Consider the following 21796-nt stretch of genomic DNA (forward strand, 5'->3'; position numbering starts at 1 on the left):
CTGATGAAACGTGTGCTCACCGCCGTACCCGTGTTCGCGATGGTGGCCACGGCGCTGATGGCGCCCTCCGGCGCGGTCTCGGCCGCGCCCGCGGCCGCGCCGCCGCCGGACTCCGGCTTCCAGAAGGTGACGCTCGACGACTTCCCGGGCGAGCCCATCGCGCTCGCGGTGCTGCCGGACAAGCGGGTGCTGCACACCGCGCGCAAGGGTCAGGTACGCATCAACGACCCGAAGAGCGGCCGCAACGTCCTCGCCGCCACGATCCCGGTGTACCAGCACGACGAGGAGGGCGTGCAGGGCGTCGCGATCGACCCGAACTTCGCCGCGAACAAGTGGGTGTACATCTACTACTCGCCGGTGCTGAACACGCCGAGCGACGACCCGTCCACCCCGGGGGTGAACGAGGGCGATGCGCCCGAGGAGGGCACCGCCGCGGACTTCGCGCCGTTCAAGGGCGTGATGCGACTGTCCCGGTTCAAGCTCAACGGCAACACGCTCGCGCTGAGCACCGAGCAGCGCATCCTCGACGTGCCCACCGACCGGGGCATCTGCTGCCACGTCGGCGGCAAGATCGACTTTGACGCCGCGGGCAACCTGTACCTGTCCACCGGCGACGACACCAACCCGTTCGCCTCGGACGGCTACGCGCCGATCGACGAGCGCGCCGACCGCAACCCCGCCTTCGACGCGCAGCGCACGGCGGCCAACACCAACGACCTGCGCGGCAAGATCCTGCGGATCAAGGTCAACGGCAACGGCAGCTACCGGATCCCGAAGGGCAACCTCTTCAAGCCGGGTACGGCGTACACCCGCCCGGAGATCTACGCGATGGGCGTGCGCAACCCGTTCCGCTTCGCCGTCGACAAGCAGACCGGCGTCGTCTACGTGGGCGACTACTCGCCGGACGCGAACTCGCCGAACCCCGCGCGGGGACCGGCCGGGCACGGGCGCTGGATGGCCGTCGACAAGCCCGCGAACTACGGGTGGCCGTACTGCGTGGCCCCGGACATGCCGTACGTGGACTACGACTTCGCCACCCGCACCTCGGGGGAGCCGTTCAACTGCGCGGCCCCGGTGAACGAGTCGCCGCACAACACCGGCAAGCGCGAGCTGCCCCCGGTGGAGAAGGCCGAGGTCGTCTACACGTACGGCCCCAGCGCCGAGTTCCCCGAGCTGGGCACCGGCGGCATCGGGCCCATGGGCGGGCCGGCGTACCACTACGACGCCGCGAACAAGTCGGCGACGAAGTGGCCCGAGTACTACGACGGCAAGCCGCTGTTCTACGAATGGACCCGCGACTACGTCAAGGGCTTCACGCTCGGCCAGGACAACGAGGTCACCGCGATCGAGCCGGTGCTGCCGTCGATCGTCTTCGACAACCCGATGGACATGGAGTTCGGCCCCGACGGCTCGCTCTACGTCCTCGAGTACGGCGACGGCTACTTCTCCGAGAACCCGGAGGCGCAGCTCGCCCGCATCGACTACGTCCGCGGCAACCGCACCCCGATCCCGCGCATCCAGGCGACACCCTCGCGCGGGCAGGCGCCGCTGACGGTGACGTTCACCAGCACCGGCACCACCGACCCGGACGGCGACTCGCTGCGCTACGCCTGGGACTTCAACGCCGACGGCGTGGTCGACTCCCGGCAGCCCAACGCGGTGTACACGTTCACCGAGAACGGCAACTACCGGCCGACGCTGAAGGTCACCGACCCCACCGGGCGCTGGGCGTCCGCTGAGGTGATCCTGCCGGTCGGCACGCTCGCGCCGCAGGTCAGCTTCGTGACCCCGGCCGAGGGCCAGCCGTTCGAGTTCGGTGACACGGTGAACTTCCAGGTCAACGTCGTGGACGACCAGCCGGTCGACTGCTCCCGGGTGACGGTCACCTACATCCTGGGCCACGACCAGCACGGGCACCCGCTGTCCACGGCGTCCGGCTGCACCGGCTCCATCACCACGTTCATCGACGGCGGCCACGCCGGCGCCGACAACCTGACGGCCGTGTTCGTGGCCGAGTACACCGACACCGGCACCCCGCCGCAGAGCGGTTCGGACACGGTGGTGCTCACCCCGTCCGGCTCCTGAGGCACCCGTACGCGGCGGCCGGGCTCCCTTCCGCGGGGAGCCCGGCCGTTCTTGCGCGTTTCGGTCCCATCCGCCCCGCCGGTCCGCCACCCTGAGGGGGTGGAGGTGCACCTGGCGTCGTGGTGGGCGCAGTTCCTGGAAGCGTCCGACCATTTCGACCGGGCGTACCTGCTCGAGGGGCTCTCGGACCTGGTCGGGCCGCACATCGCGGCCCCGCTGCTGCGCCGCGAGGTCAAGATCGCGGCCGACGCGGTAGTCCGCTATCTCGAGCGCCCCGGGAGCGAGGAACGCGCGGACTCGGCTGACGAGGCCACCGACCGGCTCGCCCGCACCCTCGACCGCATCGCGGACCGCTCCACCGGCGCCGCCATCGCCACCGAGGAAGCCGCCATCGTCCTCACCGCCCTGCGCGGCGACTACGCCGCAGCGGCGGCAGCGGCGGAACGCCTTGTCGGCCGGGCCAGACTGCAGCGGCTGTTCCTCACCTCGCTGCGCCTCGAACGCTTCGACATCCCCATGGCCCTGCGCCTGCTCGACGGCGGCCAGTCACCCCGCGAAGCGGTCCGTTCCGGGCACCTCATCGGCCGCTACAGCTGGTGGCCGTCCTGGCTGCTGCGCATCGTCACCGAACGGGCGCTGACCGGCACCCTCGACGAGGACACCGTCGCTGCCCTCGACGAATGCGCGTACGCCGAGCTCAGCCCGATCCAGGCCAACCTCGCCCGCAAGCTTCTCAGCGGCAACGACCGCCTGATCGACACGGCCGCGAACCGCCTGACCGACATGGGCGAACCGGACGCGGCAGCCCGCCTCCGCGAGGGCGACCTGACGGCGGTCGCCCTGGCCGCCCGCCTCGTCTCGATGTGACCTGCGGCGCTGCTTGACAGCGGGAGCCGGCGGCGTAGGAGACTCATGGCCTCGTACGAGGAGGCTGCCATGACCGACGACCTGCTGGCCCGGCACCGGGCGGTGCTGCCCTCCTGGGTGACCACCTACTACGGCGACGACGCGATCGAGCTGGTGTCCGGGTCCGGGCGCCGCGTCACCGACGGCGCCGGGCGGTCGTACCTCGACTTCTTCGGTGGCGTGCTGACGACCATGATCGGGTACGACATCGCCGAGGTCCGGGAGGCGGTGGAGCGGCAGCTCGCCACCGGGATCGTGCACAGCTCCACGCTGTACCTGATCCGGCAGCAGGTCGAGCTGGCCGAGAAGATCGCGCGGCTCTCCGGCATCCCGGACGCCCGGGTGTTCTTCGCCAACTCCGGCACGGAGGCCAACGAGGCGGCCCTGCTGTTCGCGACCAACCACCGCCGGTCCAACCAGATCCTCGCGATCCGTAACAGCTACCACGGCCGCACCTTCGGCGCGATGGCGATCACCGGGCATCGCAGCTGGTCGGCGAGCGGGCTGAGCCCGCTGACCGTCAGCTGGCTGCCCTCCGGTGACCGGCTGCGCGGGCGGATGGCCGGGCTGTCCGACGCCGAGCACGTGGAGGCGGCCGTCGACGACCTGCGCGAGGTGCTCGCCACCACCACGGCCGGCGACGTGGCGGCGCTGATCGCCGAGCCGATCCAGGGCGTCGGCGGCTTCGTGCACGGGCCGGACGGGCTGCTCGGCGCGTGGAAGAAGGAGCTCGACAATCACGGGATCCTGCTCATCGCCGACGAGGTGCAGACCGGCTGGGGCCGTACCGGCGATCATTTCTGGGGTTATCAGGCCCATGACGTGGTGCCGGACCTGATCACGTTCGCCAAGGGGATCGGCAACGGCTTCGCGCTCGCCGGCGTGGTGGGCCGTGCCGACCTGGTGAACGCGGTCCCGGCGACGAGCTTCTCCACCTTCGGCGGCAACCCGGTCTCCACCGCCGCCGGCAATGCCGTCCTCGACTACGTCCTCAGCCACGACCTGCAGGCCAACGCCAAGCGGGTGGGCGCCATCCTGCTCGACGGGCTGCGAGCGGCCGCGGCGGACTCGCCGGTCGTCGCGGAGGTGCGCGGACGCGGCCTGATGCTCGCGATCGAGTTCACCCGCGCGGGCACGACCGAGCCGGACCCGGCGGCGACGCTGCAGGTCTTCGACGAGTGCCGCAAGGGTGGGTTGCTGGTCGGTAAGGGGGGCCTGTACGGCAACGTGATCCGCATGGGGCCGCCGCTGACGCTGACCGAGGAGGAGGCCCGCGAGGGCCTGGCCGTCCTCGGCGACGCCATCCGTACGGTGAGCGCCACGGCGCTCTGAGGACGCCGCGGCCCGCCCGGGTCAGGGCCGGCCGCGGCGGCGGGGGTCAGCTCGTGTGGTGCACCTCCTGCAGGTGGTAGACCGGCGTCGGCAGGCCCTCGAAGCGGGCCTTGAGCTGCAGCGCCAGGTAGAGCGAGTAGTGCCGCGACTGGTGCAGGTTGCCGCCGTGGAACCACAGGTTCTCCTGCCGGGTCGGCTTCCACATGTTGCGCTGCTCGCCCTCCCACGGCCCGGGGTCCTTGGTGGTGTCCGAGCCGAGGCCCCACACCTTGCCGACCCGGTCGGCGGTCTCCCGGTCGACGATGTCGGCCACCCAGCCGTTCATGGAGCCGTACCCGGTGGCGTAGACGACCAGGTCCGCCGGGAGCGTGGTGCCGTCGGCGAGCACCACCGCGTCCTCGGTGAGATGGTCGACCTGGCCGTGGGCCAGCTTGATCCGGCCGTCGGCGACCAGGTCGGCCGCGCCCACGTCGATGTAATAGCCGGAGCCGCGCCGCAGGTACTTCATGAACAGGCCGGAGCCGTCGTCGCCCCAGTCGTGCCGGAAGCCGGCCTTCTCGAGGCGGGCGTAGAAGTCGGCGTCGCGTTCGGCCATCTGCTGGTAGAGCGGGATCTGGAACTCGTGCATGATCCGGTACGGCAGCGACGCGAAGATCAGGTCGGCGCGTTCCGTGGTGACCCCGTTCGCGACGGCCCGTTCGGAGTACAGGTCGCCGAGCCCGATGTCCATCAGCGAGGCCGACTTGACGATGTGCGTCGACGAGCGCTGCACCATCGTCACGTCCGCGTCGTGTTCCCACAGCGCGCCGCAGATGTCGAAGGCCGAGTTGTTCGAGCCGACCACGACGACCCGCTTGCCCGCGTACGCCTCCGGGCCGGGGTGCCGGGAGGAGTGGTGCTGCTCGCCGCGGAACACGTCCTGGCCGGGCAGGCTGGGGTAGTTCGGCTTGCCGGACATGCCGGTGGCGAACACCAGGTGGGTGGGGCGCAGCTCGACCGGCTCCCCGTCGCGCTCGACGGTGACGCTCCACCGGTGCTCGCCGGCGTCGAAGGTGGCGGAGCGGACCTCGGTTCTCGACCAGTACGGCACCTCCATCACCCGGGTGTACATCTCCAGCCAGTCGCCGATCTTGTCCTTGGGCGCGAACACCGGCCAGTTCGTGGGGAACGGCAGATAGGGCAGGTGGTCGTACCAGACGGGGTCGTGCAGGCACAGGCTCTTGTAGCGTTTGCGCCACTGGTCGCCGGGGCGGTCGTGCCGGTCCAGCACCAGCGCGGGCACGCCCAAATGCCGCATCCGCGCGCCGAGCGCGATCCCGGCCTGGCCGCCGCCGATGACCACGACGTACGGCTGCCGCTCGTACCCGAGCTCGCGTTCCTCGGCCTCGCGCCGCTCCTTCCAGGTCAGGCGTCCCTTGCTGAGCTGGTGCTCCACCCCCTGCGGCCGGCGCTCCTCGAAGCCCTTGAGCTCGCGCAGCGTGGTGAGCAGCGTCCAGGCCCGGTCGCCGCGCAGGCGTAGGTGCCCGGTGCCGCGGCCGACGCCGGTCTCGAAGCGGATCCACGCCTCGGTCACGCCGCCGGCCTCGGTGGGCTCCTCGGTGAGCGTGAAGCCGGCCGGGTCCGTGTCGTCCAGCCGCGCCTTGAGCAGGTCGGTCACGCCGTCGCGGCCCTCGACGGTGGTGATGTTCCAGGAGAAGGCGACCAGGTCGCGCCAGAAGCCGTCGACGTCGAACAGGCTCGCGGCCCGCTCCACGTCCCGATCGCGCAGCGCCGACTCGAACGCGCCGAGCCACGCCTCCACCCGCTGTCGTGTCTGCGTCATGCCTGACAGCACACGGCCGGACACGCTGCGCGCACCAGGGTTGCAGCGAGTTGCACGCACACCGCTGTGGCGGCGATCACAATTGCCGGGTTACAGTCGCCTGGATATGGGCGACTTCAACGCCATCCTGCCGGGCACCGACCTCACGCGGCACGCCCGGGACCTGCGGCGGGTCCACAGTGCCGTGCTGGGCGGCGAGCGTACGGGCCTGCGCCCGCGCGCCGTCGTGGCCCGGTCCTGGACCCGGGTGCTGCGCGCCGGCCTGGACCCCGCAGCCTCCAACGCCCGCGCCGCCCTCGGCCCCGACGAGGTCGAACGCCGGCGCCGCGAGTCGCCGCTGCACACGGTCATCGACGAGCTCGCGCACGTCATCCGGGACGTCGCGCTGATGGTGGTGACCGACGCCGACGGCGTGATCCTGTGGCGTGACGGGGCCCCACCGGCCTTGCGGCGCGCGGACGGCCTCGGCTTCCGCGAGGGCGCGACCTGGACCGAGTCCACCGTGGGCACCAACGCCATCGGGACGGCGCTGGTCGAGGCGGCGCCCGTGCAGCTGTTCTCGGCCGAGCACTTCGAGCAGGCGCAGCACGCCTGGTACTGCGCCGCGCATCCGATCCACGATCCGCGTACCGGGGAGCTGCTCGGCATCGTCGACGTCAGCGGCCCGGCCCTGACCCTGCACCCGGCGATCGCCGCGCTGGTGGAGACCGGCGTACGCCTCGCCGAGTCGCAGCTGTGGCGCCACCACGCGGCCCGGCTCGACCGGTTGCGCCGCTCCGCCGAGCACGTCGTCGGTACGGCCACCGGCCCGCTGCTGGTCGTCGACGATCACGGCTGGGTGGCGCACAACGCCGGCGTCGCGGCCCGCGACCGGATCGCCGTGCCGCGTGCCGGGACCGCGGTGGCCGTACCCGGCATGGGGTTGTGCCTGCCGGAACGTCTCGCCGAGGGCTGGATCGTGCGCCCGGCCGACCGGTCCCGGGCGATCCGCGCGACGCTGGAGGTGGGCGGCGCCCCGGTGCTGGCCGTGAGCGGCGAAGGACCACCGTGGCGGTCGCCGCTGACGCGCCGGCACGCCGAGATCCTGTCGCTGCTGCACGCGGCCGGCCCGGCGGGCCTCACCGCGGTCCGGCTCAGCCGCGCACTGTACGGCGACGACGACCACGTCGTGACCGTACGGGCGGAGATCTCACGGCTGCGGCGGGCGATCGGCGCGCTGGTGGCGACCAACCCGTACCGTCTCGCCGACGGCGTGGCGCTCGAGATGGCGGGCTGAGCATGGCCGCCGCGAAGACCGTGCCGACCGGCGCGAGCGTGGGCGACTTCCTGGCCGCTGTACAGGATCCGCGACGCCGCGCCGACGCGCAGACCGTGTGTGCCCTCATGGCCGACCACCGGCCTGGCGCCGGTGATGTGGGGCGACTCCATCATCGGCTTCGGCGCCTACCGCTACCGGTACGCCTCCGGCAAGGAGGCCGACTGGCCGCCCGTGGCCCTGTCCCCGCGCAAGACCGGCCTGGCGATCTACCTGATGGCGGGCTTCGACGAGGACCTGCTGGCCCGCCTCGGCCGGCACCGCACCGGCCGCTCCTGCCTGTATGTCAGGCGCCTGGCCGACGTGGATCCCGACGTCCTGCGCGCCCTGGTCGCCGACGCCTTCCGCAAACTCCACGGAAAGACCCTGACCGCGGATTGATCCATCCTGGGAGCGTTCCCGTATTGCTCGCCGAGGTCCTACGACAAGGAAGGTCCAGGCGAACATGCATCTCTCCCGTAGTTCCGCCCGTCGCTGGCAGATCGCCGGCGTCGCCGCGGTCGCCGTGGCTCTGACGGGCGTCGGGCTCGGCGTGGCCTCGGCGGATGAGAACTCCGCACCCACGGTCAACTGTCCCGCCGTCGCGGGAGAACTGGGCGCCGTGCCCGCCCGGGCGCAGGCCGAGATCGAGCGCAACCTGGCGCTGCTCAACACGCAGATCGCCGAGGCGAACAAGCGCCTGGTCACGAGCAAGGGTGAGGGTGGCCCCAACTTCATCCAGAACGCGATCCTCGGCCCGCTGAAGGACAAGCGCGTCGCGACGATCAACCGGATGGCCACGGCGATCGGCCGCAGCGCCGCGAAACCCAACCTCAACGTCGACGCCCTCGCCGCGTGCGGCCTGAACCAGAACGGCGGCGGGGTGGCGGCTCCCGAGCCCACCAAGGTGCAGGCGGCGCCCGCGGACTCCCAGGCCGGCGGCGGCGCGGCCCCGACCGTGTCCTGCCCGGCGGTCGCCGGCGCGCTCGGCACGGTCCCGGCGCAGGCCCGGGCCGAGATCGAGCGCAACCTCGCGCTGCTCAACACCCAGATCGCCGAGGCGAACAAGCGCCTGGTGACCAGCCAGGGTGAGGGTGGCCCCAACTTCATCCAGAACGCGATCCTCGGCCCGCTGAAGGACAAGCGCGTCGCGGCGATCAACCGGATGGCCACGGCGATCGGCCGTACCGCCGCGAAGCCCAACCTCAACGTCGACGCCCTCGCCACGTGCGGCCTGAACCAGAACGGCGGCGGCGCGGCGGCTCCCGAGCCGACCGCCGTCCCGGCCGCCCCGGGCAACGGCGCCGGTGGCAATGCCGCCGGTGGAAACGGCGCCGCGCCGACCGTGAACTGCCCCCAGGTCAGCGGCCTGCCGTCGATCCCGGTGCAGGCCCGCGACGAGGTCGCCCGCAACCTCGAGCTGCTGAACACGCAGATCGCCGAGGCCAACAACCGCCTCGCGTCGACCATCGGCCAGGGCGGCCCGAACTTCATCCAGAACGCGATCCTCGGGCCGCTGGCGGACAAGCGCACCGCCACGCTCAACCGCATCGAGACGGCGATCGGCCGCAACGCCGCGAAGCCGGAGGGCCTGGAGCGTTTCGCTCCCTGCTCGCTGAACAACTGACCCACGCACCCACCGGGGCGCTGCCTGTCGGGCAGCGCCCCCGTTGCGTGTCCGGCGGGGAACCGGTTCTGGAAGGATCCACCCCGTGACGAAGAAACGGGCCATCGTGCTTCTGGCCGGCGTCCTGGCCACCGCACTGCTGGCCGGGGGAGTCGCGGCGTACCCGGTCCCGTACGTCGTGCTCGAGCCCGGGCCGACGGTGGACACCCTGGGCCAGGACGTGATCGCGGTGACCGGCGCGGACACCTCGGCGTCGGCCGGGCAGCTGCGGCTCACCACCGTGCAGGTCCGGACGGACATCACGCTCCCCGAGGCGCTCGGCGCCTGGCACGACGACGACCGCGCGCTGGTGCCGCGGACAGTCGTCTACCCGCCGGGTCTCAGCGACCGGCAGGTCGAGCAGAAGAACGCGGAATCCTTCAGCACGTCGCAGCGCAACGCGGAAGCGGTCGCCCGGCGCGAGGTCGGCCGTCCCTTCGAGGTGTCGTTCGGGGACGAGGACATCGGCGGGCCCAGTGCCGGACTGATGTTCACCCTCGGGCTCGTCGACAAGCTCACGCCGGCCGATCTCACCGGCGGCAAGATCATTGCGGGTACGGGCACCGTCGACGAGGCCGGCGCGGTCGGCGCGATCTCCGGCATCCCGCAGAAGCTGCTCGGCGCGAAGGCGGCCGGCGCGCAGATCTTCCTCGTGCCCGCGGCCAACTGCGCGGAAGCGGTCCGCAACGCGGTTCCCGGCCTGCCGACGGCCCGGGTGGCCACCGTGGACGAGGCCCTGGCGGCACTGAGGACCTTCGCCGCCGGGGGGACACCGCCGCCCTGCCCGGGCCCGGCCTGAGGCCGCCGCTCAGAGACTCAGGCCGCCGTCGACCTGCAGGACCTGGCCGGTCACGTAGCCGGCGCGCTCGGACACCAGGTACGCCACCGCCTCGGCCACCGCCGCGGTCGTACCGAACCGCCCGAGCCCGATCCGCGCGACCGACGCCGTCCGCGCGGCCTCGGACATCGCGGCCGTCATGTCGGTGTCGATGAAGCCGGGGGCCACCGCGTTGACCCGGATCCCGTACCCGGCGACCTCCTTGGCCAGCGACTTGGTGAGCCCGATGATGCCGGCCTTGGTGGCCGCGTACGCGGTCTGCCCCACGTTGCCCTGCACGCCGACCGTGGAGGACAGCGTCACGATGGCCCCCGCACGGCGGCTCAGCATGCCGCGCAGCACCGAACGGCAGGCGTGGTAGACCCCGGTCAGGTTGGTCTGCAGCACCGCGTCCCAGTCGCCGGGGCCCAGCAGGGCCAGGGGCTTGTCGCGGGTGATGCCGGCCGAGGTGACCAGGGCCGTGACCGGACCCAGCTCCCGCTCCGCCGCCGCCGCGAAGTCCCGTACCGCCTGGGCGTCGGTGACGTCGCAGGCGACGTGCAACGCCCGGGCGCCGGTCTCCGCGAGGAGTTTGATCGTCTCCTCGGCCGCGGCGTCCCGGGCCCGCGAGCAGAACGCCACGTCGTGGCCGTCCCCGGCGAGCCGGAGGGCCACCGCCTGCCCGATTCCGCGTGATCCTCCGGTGACGAGGGCGGTCCCGCTGCGCTGCATGCTCGTGATCCCTTCTGCCGTGCTCCCGCCGGGAGCCTCGCCGCCGCCGGTGGAGAAACACTCGAACGAGAGACGACCCGGACTTGTGCCTGCAGCATGTCGTTGACTTCGGCACGTTAATCCGACCACCCTGGAGCGGTGCAGACAGAGTCGGTCATGGAAGCCCTGTACGAACTCAACGTGGAACTCGCCCTGCTGGCCCTCCCGCTGTGGTTCGCCGCCGCGGTCGGCGCCGGCCGGCTGGCCCTGCGCCGCAGCGCCGGGACGATCCGCCGGCGCTCGCGGCTGGGGCTGATCCTGCTCGCCGCAGGACTGATCACGGTGGTGGCACGGGCGTACGCGGCGGCCGCCCTCAGCGCCCACGGCTGGTCGCTGGGCGCCGACTTCATCACGGTCGCCCTGCCGCCGCTGGTCCTGCCCGCCGTGGCCGTCGCGGCGCTGGTGACCCCGCGCTACTGGCGGATCGCCCGCTCCCCGGTCACCGCTGCGGACCTGCGCCGGGACGCGGCGTCGCCGGCGCTCGTGGTGCCGGTCCAGGCCACCGCGGCCGGCGCCCTGCTCAGTCTTGTGTGGACCCTGAGCCCGCCGGTCGAGCCGTACCTGCCCCGCGCGGCGGTCACCCTCGTCGTGCTCGGGCTCGTCACAGTGGTGCTCACCCTGTGGCGGCGCCGGCAGGCCCGGCAGATCGCGGCGCCCGGCTTCACCGGGATCCCGCTGCCGCGGCGGCTGCTGGAGGGCGCTGCCAAGGCCGGCGTCGTGCTGCTCGTGCTCGGCGTGTGGACCGCGCAGGCGTACGCGGCGAGCCGGCTGCCCGGCCGCATCGGCATGACGGCCCACGAGCACACCGCCGCCCAGGCGCTGAGCCCGCACGGCGTCCACGACGTGCCCGTGGACCGGCTCACCGGCCCGGCCGGCGAGCCGGCGCAACGGATCACGCTCACCGCGCGGCACCGGACGATGCGGCTGGCGTCCGGCGAGACCGTCGACGCGTACGCCTTCAACGACAGCATCCCCGGCCCCACCCTCCGGATCCGCGCCGGCAGCCTCGTGGAGGTGACCCTGGTCAACGTCGATGTCGCCGCCGGCGTCACCGTGCACTGGCACGGAGTGCACGTGGCCAACGCCGAGGACGGCGTGGCGGGGGTGACCCAGGACGCGGTCGCGCCCGGCCGCAGCCACGTCTATCGCCTCCGCACCGACCAGGTCGGCACGTTCTGGTACCACTCGCACCAGCAGTCGGCCACCCAGGTGTTCCGCGGACTGTTCGGCGCCCTCGTCATCGAGCCGCCGGCCGGGCCGCCCGCCGATGTGGTCGACACCGCGGTCGTCGCGCACGCCTGGGACGTCGGCGGCCGGGCGCGGACCGCGCTGGGCGACACGACCGGGGTGCGGCGCGAGCAGGTGCCCGCCGGGCGCACGGTCCGGATGCGGCTGGTCAACGCCGACAACTGCCCGCGCACCTTCGCGCTGACCGGGACGGCGTACCGGGTGGTGGCCATCGACGGCGTCGACGTGCACGGGCCCACCGACCTCACCGGCACGCAGGTACGGGTGGCCGGCGGCGGCCGGTACGACCTGGAGTACGTGCAGCCGGCCACCACCGTGCAGCTGTCGGTCACCGGGGACGCCAACGGCCTGCCGAGCCCGTTCGGCTTCAGCGAGGGCTGCGGCGAGGACAACCAGTACGGCGGCGCCCAGCAGGGTCGTGACCGGCGTACCGACCGGCAGGCACGCGACTCGCTGGCGGTGCTGACCGGGCCGGCGCCGGACGGAGCCCCGGTGCCGGTGAGCCCCGCGACCGGAGTGCTCGACCCGCTCGGTTACGGCACCCCGGCCCCGACGCCGTTCGGTGCCGGCAGCCGCTTCGACCGCGACTACGAGCTTCGGCTGGGCCTGAGCTTCGGCTTCTACGACGGGCACTTCACGGGCAAGTGGACCGTGAACAACGCGTCCTTCCCGGACGTGCCCGCGCAGGTGGTCAGCGAGGGCGACCTGGTGAAGCTGACGTTCGCCAACCGCAGCCTGGACGACCATCCGATGCACCCGCACGGGCACACGATGCTGGTGCTCAGCCGCAACGGCGTGGCCGCCTCCGGCAGCCCGTGGTGGACCGACACCCTCAACGTCGCCCCCGGCGAGGTGTACGAGGTGGCTCTGCGCGCCGACAACCCGGGCATCTGGATGGACCACTGCCACAACCTCGAACACACCCAGGTGGGAATGATGATGCACCTCGTCTACACCGGCGTGAGCAGCCCGTACGAGATGGGCCGCGGCACCCCTAACCAGCCGGAGTGAGCGCCGTGAGCCGGTCCCGGGCCAGGGCGGCGGTCCCGGCGTCGCCCCGGCCCGGCTTCCGGCGGAACGGCAGCAGCGCCGTCGTGACGCTGAACCCGTCCCGCACGGCCGGGTGCTGGCGGGCCAGTGTCGTCAGCCCGTCCCCGGGTCCGGCCTCCACCAGGTGGTACGAACCGCCGTCCAGCAGCGCCTCGAGCGCGGGCCAGAACAGCACCGGGGCGGCGGGCTGCCCGATCCAGAATCCGGGGTCCGTCGCGTCCCCGGCGGTCATCAGCCGCCCGAGGTAGGCGGAGTAGACCGGCAGGCGCGGCGGCCGGGGCCGCAGCGTGGTGTACAGATCGGCGCCGCGGGCCGCGACATCGCGCATGGCCGGGCTGTGGAACGGGCTCAGCGCAGGGACCGGCCGGCAGATCCAGCCGTCGTCGCGCAGCGCGGTGCGCGCCAGTGCCAGCCGGTCCGCCGGCCCCGACAGGACCACCTGCCGGGGCGCGTTCACCGCGCCCACCACCAGATCGCCGCCCAGGTACGGCGCGACGTCGTCCGGTCCCGCGGCCACGGCGAGCATCGAGCCCGGCGGTGCGTCCGCGAGGTGCCGGGCCCGTACGGCGATGACCCGGGCGATGTCCGCGACCTCGAACACGCCCGCCAGCGTCGCCGCCACGATCTCCCCGATGCTGTGGCCCAGCAGCGCGGCCGGGCGCACCCCCCAGCTGAGCACCAGCCGGCCGAGCGCGTAGTCGACGGCGAACAGCAGGGGGGTGGAGCGGGTGACGTGGTCGATCGGCCGGCCCTCCAGCCAGTCCGCCCGCAGCAGGTCTCCACGCCCGCCGAAGGCGGCCAGCACCTCCTCCACCGCCGCGGTGAACACCGGCTCCGTGCCGTACAGCCCGGCGGCCATCGCCGGGTACTGGGCTCCGGTGCCGGGGAACAGCAACGCGACCCGTCGTTCGTCCATCTCGGTCCTCGCCTTCTTCGATCCGCGTGCCGATCGTGGCGGCCACCGCTCGAGAAGGAGTCCAGCGGACTTCTAGGCGCCGCCGTGAGGCTGCGGTGGTCATCGCCCATCGCCAGCACAGGAGGCAGAGATGGCCAGCACCGCCGTGCCCCTGGCGGCCGTCGACCACGTCACGGTGCTCTCACCGAACGAGGTCGTGGCCGCCAAGACCGTCAGCGCCGGGGACCCGTACCTCGCCGGCCACTATCCGGGCCGTCCGGTCTATCCGGGCGTGTTCGTGCTCGAGACCGCGCGCCAGGCCCTCGACGTGCTGCTCAGCGCCGGCTCATCCGGGCCGCGGACAGCCACCCTGACCGGCGTCGTGTCGCTGCGTGTCTTCGCGCCGCTGTCGGCGGGCGACCGGCTGAGCGTCCACGTCACCTGCGCCGGCGCGGCGTCGGGGGAGACCGAGGCCACCGCCCGGTGCAGCCGCAACGGCACCGAGCGGGTCGCCGCGCTCACCGTCACTTTTCTGCCGACCACCGGAGGTGCCGCATGACCGGCCACGGCGACCTGCGCCGCATCCTGCCGCACCGGCACCCCATCCTGTTGGTGGACCGCATCCTCGAGGAGTCCGTCACCGCCCGCGGCGCGGAGAGCTGGCTGGTCGCGCTCAAGGCCGTCACCGGCTCCGAGCCCTGCTACGCCGACGTCGACGAGGACGCGCCGGACTCGGCGTACGCGTACCCGGCCGCGCTCGTGCTGGAGTCGTTCGTGCAGAGCGCCGCCGCGCTGTGGGCCCGGGCGGCCCGCGCGAACGGTCAGCCGCACGAGGGCACGCTGTTCTTCGCCGGTGCCCGCAACGTCAAGCTGCACTCGCCCGTCCACCCGGGGGACCGGCTGCTGCACCGGGTACGGCTCGACGACGCCGTCGGCGCGACCGCGTTCCTCAGCGGCACGACGAGCCTGGCGGACCGGTCGGGCGTACCGGTGCTCAGCGTCGGTTCGGTGGTCCTCGCCGTGCGCGCCGAACCGCAGGTCGAGGAGGCGCCGGAGCCCGCCACGGTCGCGGCCGCGGAGGAGGCGTGACCGCCGTCGGCGCCGCGGACCCGGGTGTCGCCGACGCCGCTGATCAGGTCCGCTCCGTCTGGTCGTTCTTCCGCGACCCGCGCTTCAGCACCCTGTTCGTGGTCGACCTGTGGGAACGCTTCAGCTTCTACGGCATGCAGGCGCTGCTGTTCCTGTACGCCGCGGCACCGGTGGCCGACGGCGGGCTCGGGCTCGGGGCGGGCACCGCGGGGGCGCTCTTCGGCCTCTACATGGCCTCGGTGTTCATCGCCGGCCTGCCGGGCGGCTGGGTGGGTGACCGCATCCTCGGCACCCGCCGCGCCCTGCTGTACGGCTGCTACTTCATCGCGGCCGGGCACTACGTCCTCGCCGTGCCCGCGCGCGGCACCTTCTACCTCGGCCTCCTCCTGATCGCGGTGGGCACCGGGCTGGTGAAGCCGAACCTGCCGGTCCTGTTCACCGTGCTGTACCCGCGCGCCACCAGCGCGCTGCGGGAGGCCGCGTTCGCGGTGTTCTACATGGGCGTGCAGGTCAGCGCCCTGCTGGCGCCACTGGTGACCGGCCTGCTCGGGGAACGGGTGAACTGGCACCTCGGCTTCGGCGCGGCCGCCGTGGGCATGACCATCGGCGTGCTGCGGCTGGTCGCGGGCCTGCGGCGGTTCGGGCCCGAAGGTCTCGAGCCACCGAACCCCGCCGGGCCCGCGACACGGCGGCGAGCCCTGCGGCGCACGGCGCTGATCGTCGCCGTCGCCGCCCTGGTGTACGGCGCCGACGCGGCGGCCGGCACGTTCGCGGTGGAGCACCTGCTCGCACCGCTGGGCCTGGTCGCCCTCACCGCGCCGTTCCTCTACTACCGGCACCTCATGCGCCGGCCGGAGTTCGGCGCGGGGGACCGGGCGCGGATCCGTGCGTACCGGTGGGTGCTGGTGCCGTCCTCGCTGTTCTGGTTGCTCTTCAGCCAGCTCGGGTCCTCGTTCGTGCTGTTCGCCCGGGAGCACACCGATCGTGGTGTCGGGTCGTGGCTGGTGCCGGCGAGCTGGTTCCAGTCGCTGCACCCGCTGTTCCTGCTGCTCGTCGCGCCCCTCTCGGCGTGGCTGTGGGTGCGGTTGGGCAGCCGCGCCGGCGCCCCGGTGAAGCTCGCGGCCGGCCTGCTCACCTCCGCGGCGGGCTTCGCCGTGGTCGCCGTGGCGGCCGTGCTCGCCGGCTCGGGGGTGGTGTCGCCGCTCTGGCTGGTTCTGGCGTTCCTGTGCCAGGCGTGCGGCGAGGTGACGTTCGGCCCGGTCGGGCTCAGCGTCACCGCCGAGATGGCACCGCGCGGGTACGAGAGCCGGCTGATCGGCCTCTACTACCTCGGCGCCGCCTGCGGTGCGGGGCTCGGCGGCCAGCTGAGCCGTCTCGTCGAGGTGCTGCCCGGCCCGGTGTACTTCGCCCTGTTCAGCGTCGCGGCGTTCGCCGTGGGCGCCGTGCTGGCCGGCCGGTCCGCGCGGGTCGACCGGCGGCTGCGGATCGGCCGCACGCGCGTCCATCCGTCCTCGATCGCCTCTTGAGCGCCCGTTGCCAGCATCACCTCAGCCGTTGTCGTCAGCCCTGACCACGAGCTCTCGGAAGGGACACCCCGTGGAGACCAGAACTCTGATCGTCGCCCGTCTCGACCCCAAGGACCGCGCCGCGGTGGCGGACATCTTCGCGGAGTCGGACGCCACCGAACTGCCGCACATGATCGGCGTGCACCGCCGGAGCCTCTTCTCCTTCCACGGCCTCTACTTCCACCTGGTCGAGGCCCGGGACAGCATCAACCCCAGCCTCTACCAGGCCCGCAGCCACCCGCTGTACCAGCGCATCAACACCCAGCTGGCGCAGTACATGACGCCGTACGACCCGGCGTGGGCGGAGCCGAAGGACTCGATGGCCGAGCAGTTCTACCGCTGGGAGGCCGCCGACGCCTCCGCGCGGTCCTGAAGGGAGTACCGATGTCCACCACGACCTTCCCCAAGGTGGCCGCGGCCGACGTGACGCCGAACCGCCGCCGCGGCGGGGACCTGCGCGTCATGCTCAGCCCGCTCACCGTGGGCGCCACCTCCGGCTTCATGGGATGCGGGCACCTGCAGCCCGGCGAGTACGTCAGCGAGCACTACCACCCGTACTCCGAGGAGTTCCTCTACGTGGTCCGCGGCACGGTGACCGTGCGGCTGGACGGCATGCCCGTGCAGGTCGGCCCCGACGAGGCGATCATGGTGCCGATCAACGTGCGGCACCGGATCGAGAACCACACCGGCGAGCCGGCCATGGTGGTCTTCCACCTGAGCCCGATGGCGCCGCGGCCCGACCTGGGCCACGTGGACTGCGAGGAGCTGCCCGGCCCGGGCGCCCTGCCCGAGGTGGGTGGTCCGGCGTGAGCGTGCGCCGCGTCGTCATGACCGGGATCGGCGTGGTCGCGCCCGGCGACCCGGGCCGGGAGTCGTTCTGGGACCTGGTCTCGCACGGCAAGACCGCCACCCGCACGATCTCGTTGTTCGACCCCAGCCCGTTCCGCAGCCGCATCGGCGCCGAGTGCGTCTTCGACCCCGAGCGCGCCGGGCTGTCCCACCAGGAGATCCGCCGTACCGACCGGGCCGGCCAGTTCGCGCTGGCGGCCACGCGCGAGGCGCTCGCCGACGCCGGGATCGAGCCGGCCGCCGGCGACCCGGGCCGCGTCGGCGTCAGCGTCGGCAACGGCGTCGGCAACGCCATCTCGATGGAACAGGAATACCGCGTCGTGTCCGACGACGGCGCCCGGTGGCTCGTCGACCCGGGGTACGCGATGCCACACCTCTACAAGTACGTGATGTCGAGCTCGCTGGCGACCGAGGTGGCCTGGGCCGCGGGCGCGGAGGGGCCGTCGACCGTCATCAGCACCGGCTGCTGCGCGGGCATCGACTCGGTGGGTTACGGCTACCACCTGGTGCAGGAGGGCTCGGCCGACGTGGTGCTGGCCGGGGCCGCCGACGCCCCGATCTACCCCATCACGGTGTCCTGTTTCGACACTCTGCGCGCCTCCTCCACCAGCAACGACGACCCGGAGACCGCATGCCGGCCGTTCGACCGCCGGCGCAACGGCCTGGTGCTGGGCGAGGGCTCGGCGATGTTCGTGCTGGAGGACTACGAGCACGCCGTCCGCCGCGGCGCCCGCATCTACTGCGAGATCGTCGGGTACGCGGCCCGCGCCAACGGCTTCCACATGACCGGTCTCCAGGAGGACGGCCGGGAGATGGGCGAGGCCATCGTCGCGGCCATGGCACAGGCCCGGCTCAACCCCGAGGACCTGGACTACGTCAACGCGCACGGCTCCGGCACCAAGCAGAACGACCGGCACGAGACAGCGGCGTACAAGCGCAGCCTCGGGGCGCACGCGTACGAGCTGCCGGTCAGCTCCATCAAGTCCATGGTGGGGCACTCGCTCGGGGCCATCGGCTCGATCGAGATCGCCGCGAGCGCGCTGGCGATCGACCGCAACCTGGTGCCGCCGACCGCGAACTACAGCGAGCCGGATCCGCAGTGCGACCTCGACTACGTGCCGGTCACCGCCCGGGAACTGCCCGTGGACACCGTGCTGAGCGTGGGCAGCGGGTTCGGCGGCTTCCAGAGCGCCATCGTGCTGTCCTCGTTGCGCGACACCGCCCGTGGCGCCGACCGCCGGAGGGCAGCCGCATGAGCCGGACCGTGCGACCGGTGGTGACGGGCCTGGGTGTCGTCGCCCCGACCGGCAACGACGTGGCCGAGCACTGGGAGGCCACCTGCGCCGGCAAGGGCTCGCTCGGGGTGATCTCCCGGTTCGACCCCTCCGGTTACCCCTCGCGGGTGGCCGGGGAGGTGAGCGGCTTCGACGCCGCCCGGCACGTGCCGAGCCGGCTGCTGCGCGAGACCGACCCGATGACGCACTACGCGTTCGTGGCGGCGGAGCAGGCGCTCGCCGACAGCGGCATCGACCTGGACGCCCTAGCGGACCTGGACACCGCGGTCATCACCGCGAACTCCTCCGGCGGCGTCGAGTTCGGGCAGCGCGAGCTGCAGAAGCTGTACGCCGAGGGCCCGCACGCGGTGGGCGCGTACATGTCCATCGCGTGGTTCTACGCCGCCACGACCGGACAGCTCTCCATCCGGCACGGCATGCGTGGCCCGTGCGGCGTGATGGTGGCCGAGCAGGCGGGTGGTCTCGACGTGCTGGCCCAGACCCGGCGGGTGCTCGCCGGCGGGACGAGGTTCGTGCTGGGCGGCGGCACCGACGCGTCGCTGTCGCCGTACGGCCTGGTGTGCCAGCTGTCCACCGGGCTGCTGGCCGACGGCGACCAGCCGGACCGGGCCTACCTGCCGTTCGACGCCGCGGCGCACGGGTACGTCCCCGGCGAGGGCGGCGGCATGTTCACCCTCGAGGACCTGACCGTTGCGCGGGTGCGCGGGGCCGCCCGCATCTACGGCGAGGTGGCCGGGTACGCCGCCACCACCGATCCCCGGCCGGGCAGCGACCGCGAACCCGGCCTGCGCCGGGCGATCCGGCTCGCCCTCGACGACGCCCGGGTGCGCGCCGACGAGGTGGACGTGGTCTTCGCCGACGGCGCCGGCATCGCGGCCGCCGACCGGCAGGAGGCCGAGGCGATCACCGCCGTCTTCGGCGCGCGGGGCGTGCCGGTGACCGTGCCCAAGACGATGACCGGCCGGCTCTACGCCGGCGGCGCCGCCCTCGACGTCGTCACGGCCCTGCTGACGATCCGCGACGGTGTGGTCCCGCCGACCGTCAACATCACCGACCCCGCCGGGTACGGCCGCGACCTCGACCTGGTCCGCGACCGGGCCCGGGAGCTGCCCGTGCGCACCGCCCTGGTGCTGGCGCGGGGATACGGCGGCTTCAACGCCGCAGCCGTCCTGACCGCTGTCCGCTGACCCATCCGCACCGAGCGACCCGAGGAGAACGACCGTGAGCGAGCTGACGATCGACCAGTTGAAGCAGATCATGCTCCTGTGCAGTGGCGTCGACGACGGCGTCGACCTGAGCGGCGACATCACCGACCAGCAGTTCCGCGAGCTCGGCTACGACTCGCTGGCCGTGCTCGAGATGGCCAGCCAGCTGCAGCGCGAGTACAAGCTCGAGATTCCCGACGAAGCCATCGAGGAGCTCAACAGCCCGGGCGACGTGCTCCGCTACGTCAACGGCAAGCTGGCGGTGGCCTGACGTGACCGTCACCGACAACGAGATCGTCATCGCCGCGCCGATGGATCTCGTCTGGGAGATGACCAACGACGTGGCGTCCTGGCCCGAGCTGTTCAGCGAGTACTCCGCCGCGGAGATCCTGGAGCGCGACGGCGACACCGTCCGGTTCCGGCTCACGTTGCACCCGGACGAGAACGGTCAGGTGTGGAGCTGGGTGTCCGAGCGGACGCCCGACCCGGTCACCCGGACCGTGCGGGCCCGGCGCATCGAGACCGGGCCGTTCGAATACATGAACCTGTTCTGGGAGTACGCCGAGGCCGACGGCGGCGTCCGGATGCGCTGGCGGCAGGAGTTCACGGTCCGCCCGGAACTGCCCTTCGGCGACGAGGCGATGGCCGACCGGCTCAACACCAACACCCGCCGGGAGATGGCCCGGATCAAGCAGCTCGTGGAGGCCGCGGCCCAGCAGCCGGCCGGCGCGCGCTGACAGGACGGGAACGGGACCGTGCCGGTGGGGGCGCGGTCCCGTTCCGTATGAGGGAAGGGAGAACGCGGACATGACCCTGCGAGTGCTCTTGCAGATCGAGATCCAGCCGGAGGCGACGGAGCGGTTCGAGCGGCTGTGGCACGACCACGCGGCCCACGTCGCCACGCTGGCCGACAATCACGGGCAGACACTGCTGCGCCGCACCGACCGGGACGACGCGTACGTGGTGCTCACCGACTGGACCGACGAGCCGGCCTTCCGCGCGTTCGAGCGCAGCGAGCGGCAGCAAGCGTACCTGAAGGAGCTGTGGGCGATCCGGGCCGGCGGCAGCATGACCCTGCTGGACGTCGTGACCGACCTGGTGCCCGCCGCCGGTTGAGGCACCCGCGAAGCGGCGCCGGAACGCAGAGCGTTCCGGCGCCGTCGTGTGCGCGGGCTCAGTTCAGGACCGCAGCCGACAGGTGCGAGACGCAGCGCATGCGGTGCGCGGCCACGTGCGACTCCAGGTCCGGCGTCGTCCGGGCCCGGCTCAGGTACGGCGCCAGCCACGCATCCGTCGCCACGGACAGCGGCTGCCCGCCCAGGAACCGCAGCACGTCCTGATCGTCGTGGCTGTCGTGCTGCACCACCCGGACCACGTCGTCGTCGCGCACCAGCAGGAAGGTGGCGATGACCGGGCTTTCCGCGGCGGCCGGCCGGCGCAGCACGGCCTCGGTACGGCGGTACGCCGCCGCGACGGCCGCACCGCTGCCCGGGCGTACCCGGTAGTGCAGTGCCACCAGCCCGGCCGCCGGCCGGTTGTCGCGCTGCTGCAGCCCCAGCACGGTCATCGCGCTCCGGTCGAAGTGCGCGGCGAAGCCCTCCGGCGTCTCGGTGTCGCGCGGTTCGGTGAGGTACGGCATGATCTCCCGCTCCGCGGCGTGCACCCCCTCCTGCACCGACATGTGCCGGCGGATGTCCGCGGTGGTGCCGCCGTCGTGCTGGATCACCCGCACCATCGTGTCGTCCCGGATGAACAGTCCGGTGCAGGTCAGGTAGCCGAGCTCCGCGCCGTCGGTGTCGCGCAGCACGGGCGAGTCCACGCGCTGGAAATTCTCCGGCGAGAAGACCCGGGCGATGCGGTCCTCGTGGCCGGGCTTGACCTTGTAGCTGATGCCGGCGAACGGCATG

Annotated in this window: 22 protein-coding genes; 18 read left to right on the top strand and 4 right to left on the bottom strand. The window is 72.7% G+C overall.

What is annotated here, in order from left to right; translation table 11 throughout:
* Positions 1-3 precede the first annotated feature (3 nt).
* The 3 genes from AB0K03_RS02015 to AB0K03_RS02025 all read left to right on the top strand — a co-directional run bounded on the left by AB0K03_RS02015 (position 4) and on the right by AB0K03_RS02025 (position 4323).
* Positions 4-2085: a PQQ-dependent sugar dehydrogenase gene (locus tag AB0K03_RS02015; RefSeq protein WP_364679112.1), complete on the top strand. Its 2082-nt coding sequence runs from the start codon at positions 4-6 to the stop codon at positions 2083-2085.
* Between the two features lie 99 nt (positions 2086-2184).
* Positions 2185-2952 carry a hypothetical protein gene (locus AB0K03_RS02020; protein ID WP_364679115.1) on the top strand — a complete coding sequence of 256 codons (768 nt, stop codon included), beginning with the start codon at positions 2185-2187 and terminating at the stop codon, positions 2950-2952.
* Between the two features lie 69 nt (positions 2953-3021).
* A complete protein-coding gene (locus tag AB0K03_RS02025) occupies positions 3022-4323 on the top strand; it encodes an aspartate aminotransferase family protein (protein ID WP_364679117.1) in 1302 nt (433 codons plus the stop codon).
* Positions 4324-4369: 46 nt separating this feature from the next.
* On the opposite strand, the gene AB0K03_RS02030 is transcribed toward AB0K03_RS02025, so the two are convergent.
* The gene (locus AB0K03_RS02030) at positions 4370-6145 is read right to left on the bottom strand and encodes an NAD(P)/FAD-dependent oxidoreductase (protein ID WP_364679119.1); all 1776 of its coding nucleotides are present in this window, start codon (positions 6143-6145) and stop codon (positions 4370-4372) included.
* A 106-nt stretch (positions 6146-6251) separates the two neighbouring features.
* Here AB0K03_RS02030 and AB0K03_RS02035 point away from each other — a divergent pair, with 106 nt between their 5' ends.
* The 4 genes from AB0K03_RS02035 to AB0K03_RS02050 all read left to right on the top strand — a co-directional run bounded on the left by AB0K03_RS02035 (position 6252) and on the right by AB0K03_RS02050 (position 9904).
* Positions 6252-7421 carry a hypothetical protein gene (locus AB0K03_RS02035; protein ID WP_364679121.1) on the top strand — a complete coding sequence of 390 codons (1170 nt, stop codon included), beginning with the start codon at positions 6252-6254 and terminating at the stop codon, positions 7419-7421.
* A 99-nt stretch (positions 7422-7520) separates the two neighbouring features.
* On the top strand, positions 7521-7841 hold the full coding sequence (locus AB0K03_RS02040; RefSeq protein ID WP_364679124.1) for a DUF1801 domain-containing protein: 321 nt from the start codon (positions 7521-7523) through the stop codon (positions 7839-7841).
* Positions 7842-7905: 64 nt separating this feature from the next.
* Positions 7906-9066, top strand: a complete 1161-nt coding sequence (locus tag AB0K03_RS02045; RefSeq protein ID WP_364679127.1) for a hypothetical protein — start codon at positions 7906-7908, stop codon at positions 9064-9066.
* 103 nt (positions 9067-9169) lie between these two features.
* On the top strand, positions 9170-9904 hold the full coding sequence (locus AB0K03_RS02050) for a S16 family serine protease (RefSeq protein WP_364679400.1): 735 nt from the start codon (positions 9170-9172) through the stop codon (positions 9902-9904).
* Positions 9905-9913: 9 nt separating this feature from the next.
* Here the strand turns inward: AB0K03_RS02050 and fabG are convergent, their stop codons facing one another.
* Positions 9914-10654 carry a 3-oxoacyl-ACP reductase FabG gene (gene fabG / locus AB0K03_RS02055; RefSeq protein WP_364679128.1) on the bottom strand — a complete coding sequence of 247 codons (741 nt, stop codon included), beginning with the start codon at positions 10652-10654 and terminating at the stop codon, positions 9914-9916.
* Between the two features lie 138 nt (positions 10655-10792).
* Between fabG and AB0K03_RS02060 the strand changes: the two genes are divergently transcribed.
* Positions 10793-12952: a multicopper oxidase family protein gene (locus AB0K03_RS02060; RefSeq protein WP_364679131.1), complete on the top strand. Its 2160-nt coding sequence runs from the start codon at positions 10793-10795 to the stop codon at positions 12950-12952.
* Here the strand turns inward: AB0K03_RS02060 and AB0K03_RS02065 are convergent.
* Positions 12936-13907 carry an acyltransferase domain-containing protein gene (locus tag AB0K03_RS02065; RefSeq protein WP_364679133.1) on the bottom strand — a complete coding sequence of 324 codons (972 nt, stop codon included), beginning with the start codon at positions 13905-13907 and terminating at the stop codon, positions 12936-12938. The genes AB0K03_RS02060 and AB0K03_RS02065 overlap by 17 nt on opposite strands.
* Positions 13908-14037: 130 nt before the next feature.
* On the opposite strand from AB0K03_RS02065, the gene AB0K03_RS02070 reads away from it, so the two are divergent.
* From AB0K03_RS02070 to AB0K03_RS02115, 10 genes are all read left to right on the top strand, one after another.
* The gene (locus tag AB0K03_RS02070) at positions 14038-14445 is read left to right on the top strand and encodes a hypothetical protein (protein ID WP_364679136.1); all 408 of its coding nucleotides are present in this window, start codon (positions 14038-14040) and stop codon (positions 14443-14445) included.
* On the top strand, positions 14442-14975 hold the full coding sequence (locus AB0K03_RS02075) for a hypothetical protein (RefSeq protein ID WP_364679138.1): 534 nt from the start codon (positions 14442-14444) through the stop codon (positions 14973-14975). Before AB0K03_RS02070 ends, AB0K03_RS02075 begins: the two co-directional genes overlap by 4 nt.
* Positions 14972-16501, top strand: coding sequence for a peptide MFS transporter (locus AB0K03_RS02080; protein WP_364679141.1), 1530 nt, complete (start codon positions 14972-14974; stop codon positions 16499-16501). Before AB0K03_RS02075 ends, AB0K03_RS02080 begins: the two co-directional genes overlap by 4 nt.
* A gap of 70 nt (positions 16502-16571) precedes the next feature.
* Positions 16572-16913 (top strand): TcmI family type II polyketide cyclase, encoded by a 342-nt coding sequence (locus AB0K03_RS02085; protein WP_364679143.1) that lies wholly within the window; start codon positions 16572-16574, stop codon positions 16911-16913.
* An 11-nt stretch (positions 16914-16924) separates the two neighbouring features.
* Positions 16925-17350, top strand: a complete 426-nt coding sequence (locus tag AB0K03_RS02090) for a cupin domain-containing protein (protein WP_364679146.1) — start codon at positions 16925-16927, stop codon at positions 17348-17350.
* Positions 17347-18645, top strand: coding sequence for a beta-ketoacyl-[acyl-carrier-protein] synthase family protein (locus AB0K03_RS02095; protein ID WP_364679149.1), 1299 nt, complete (start codon positions 17347-17349; stop codon positions 18643-18645). Before AB0K03_RS02090 ends, AB0K03_RS02095 begins: the two co-directional genes overlap by 4 nt.
* Positions 18642-19871, top strand: a complete 1230-nt coding sequence (locus AB0K03_RS02100; RefSeq protein WP_364679152.1) for a ketosynthase chain-length factor — start codon at positions 18642-18644, stop codon at positions 19869-19871. The genes AB0K03_RS02095 and AB0K03_RS02100 overlap by 4 nt, the downstream gene beginning before the upstream one ends.
* 34 nt (positions 19872-19905) lie before the next feature.
* Positions 19906-20160 carry an acyl carrier protein gene (locus AB0K03_RS02105; protein ID WP_364679154.1) on the top strand — a complete coding sequence of 85 codons (255 nt, stop codon included), beginning with the start codon at positions 19906-19908 and terminating at the stop codon, positions 20158-20160.
* 1 nt (position 20161) lies between these two features.
* Complete coding sequence (locus AB0K03_RS02110; RefSeq protein WP_364679156.1) at positions 20162-20626, top strand: SRPBCC family protein; 465 nt, start codon at positions 20162-20164, stop codon at positions 20624-20626.
* 70 nt (positions 20627-20696) lie between these two features.
* Positions 20697-21005, top strand: coding sequence for an antibiotic biosynthesis monooxygenase family protein (locus AB0K03_RS02115; protein WP_364679158.1), 309 nt, complete (start codon positions 20697-20699; stop codon positions 21003-21005).
* Between the two features lie 58 nt (positions 21006-21063).
* On the opposite strand, the gene AB0K03_RS02120 is transcribed toward AB0K03_RS02115, so the two are convergent.
* A complete protein-coding gene (locus AB0K03_RS02120) occupies positions 21064-21795 on the bottom strand; it encodes a SchA/CurD-like domain-containing protein (protein ID WP_364679160.1) in 732 nt (243 codons plus the stop codon).
* Between the last annotated feature and the right edge of the window lies 1 nt (position 21796).

The sequence above is a fragment of the Actinoplanes sp. NPDC049316 genome (assembly GCF_040677315.1).
Classification (GTDB): Bacteria; Actinomycetota; Actinomycetes; order Mycobacteriales; family Micromonosporaceae; genus Actinoplanes.

Bases quoted from the DNA above. Each gene is read 5' to 3' on its own strand.
- fabG (WP_364679128.1), bottom strand. From the start codon at position 10,654: ATGCAGCGCAGCGGGACCGCCCTCGTCACCGGAGGATCACGCGGAATC.
- AB0K03_RS02120 (WP_364679160.1), bottom strand. From the start codon at position 21,795: ATGCCGTTCGCCGGCATCAGCTACAAGGTCAAGCCCGGCCACGAGGAC.
- AB0K03_RS02035 (WP_364679121.1), top strand. From the start codon at position 6,252: ATGGGCGACTTCAACGCCATCCTGCCGGGCACCGACCTCACGCGGCAC.
- AB0K03_RS02065 (WP_364679133.1), bottom strand. From the start codon at position 13,907: ATGGACGAACGACGGGTCGCGTTGCTGTTCCCCGGCACCGGAGCCCAG.
- AB0K03_RS02115 (WP_364679158.1), top strand. From the start codon at position 20,697: ATGACCCTGCGAGTGCTCTTGCAGATCGAGATCCAGCCGGAGGCGACG.
- AB0K03_RS02075 (WP_364679138.1), top strand. From the start codon at position 14,442: ATGACCGGCCACGGCGACCTGCGCCGCATCCTGCCGCACCGGCACCCC.
- AB0K03_RS02090 (WP_364679146.1), top strand. From the start codon at position 16,925: ATGTCCACCACGACCTTCCCCAAGGTGGCCGCGGCCGACGTGACGCCG.
- AB0K03_RS02100 (WP_364679152.1), top strand. From the start codon at position 18,642: ATGAGCCGGACCGTGCGACCGGTGGTGACGGGCCTGGGTGTCGTCGCC.
- AB0K03_RS02030 (WP_364679119.1), bottom strand. From the start codon at position 6,145: ATGACGCAGACACGACAGCGGGTGGAGGCGTGGCTCGGCGCGTTCGAG.
- AB0K03_RS02015 (WP_364679112.1), top strand. From the start codon at position 4: ATGAAACGTGTGCTCACCGCCGTACCCGTGTTCGCGATGGTGGCCACG.
- AB0K03_RS02025 (WP_364679117.1), top strand. From the start codon at position 3,022: ATGACCGACGACCTGCTGGCCCGGCACCGGGCGGTGCTGCCCTCCTGG.
- AB0K03_RS02045 (WP_364679127.1), top strand. From the start codon at position 7,906: ATGCATCTCTCCCGTAGTTCCGCCCGTCGCTGGCAGATCGCCGGCGTC.
- AB0K03_RS02070 (WP_364679136.1), top strand. From the start codon at position 14,038: ATGGCCAGCACCGCCGTGCCCCTGGCGGCCGTCGACCACGTCACGGTG.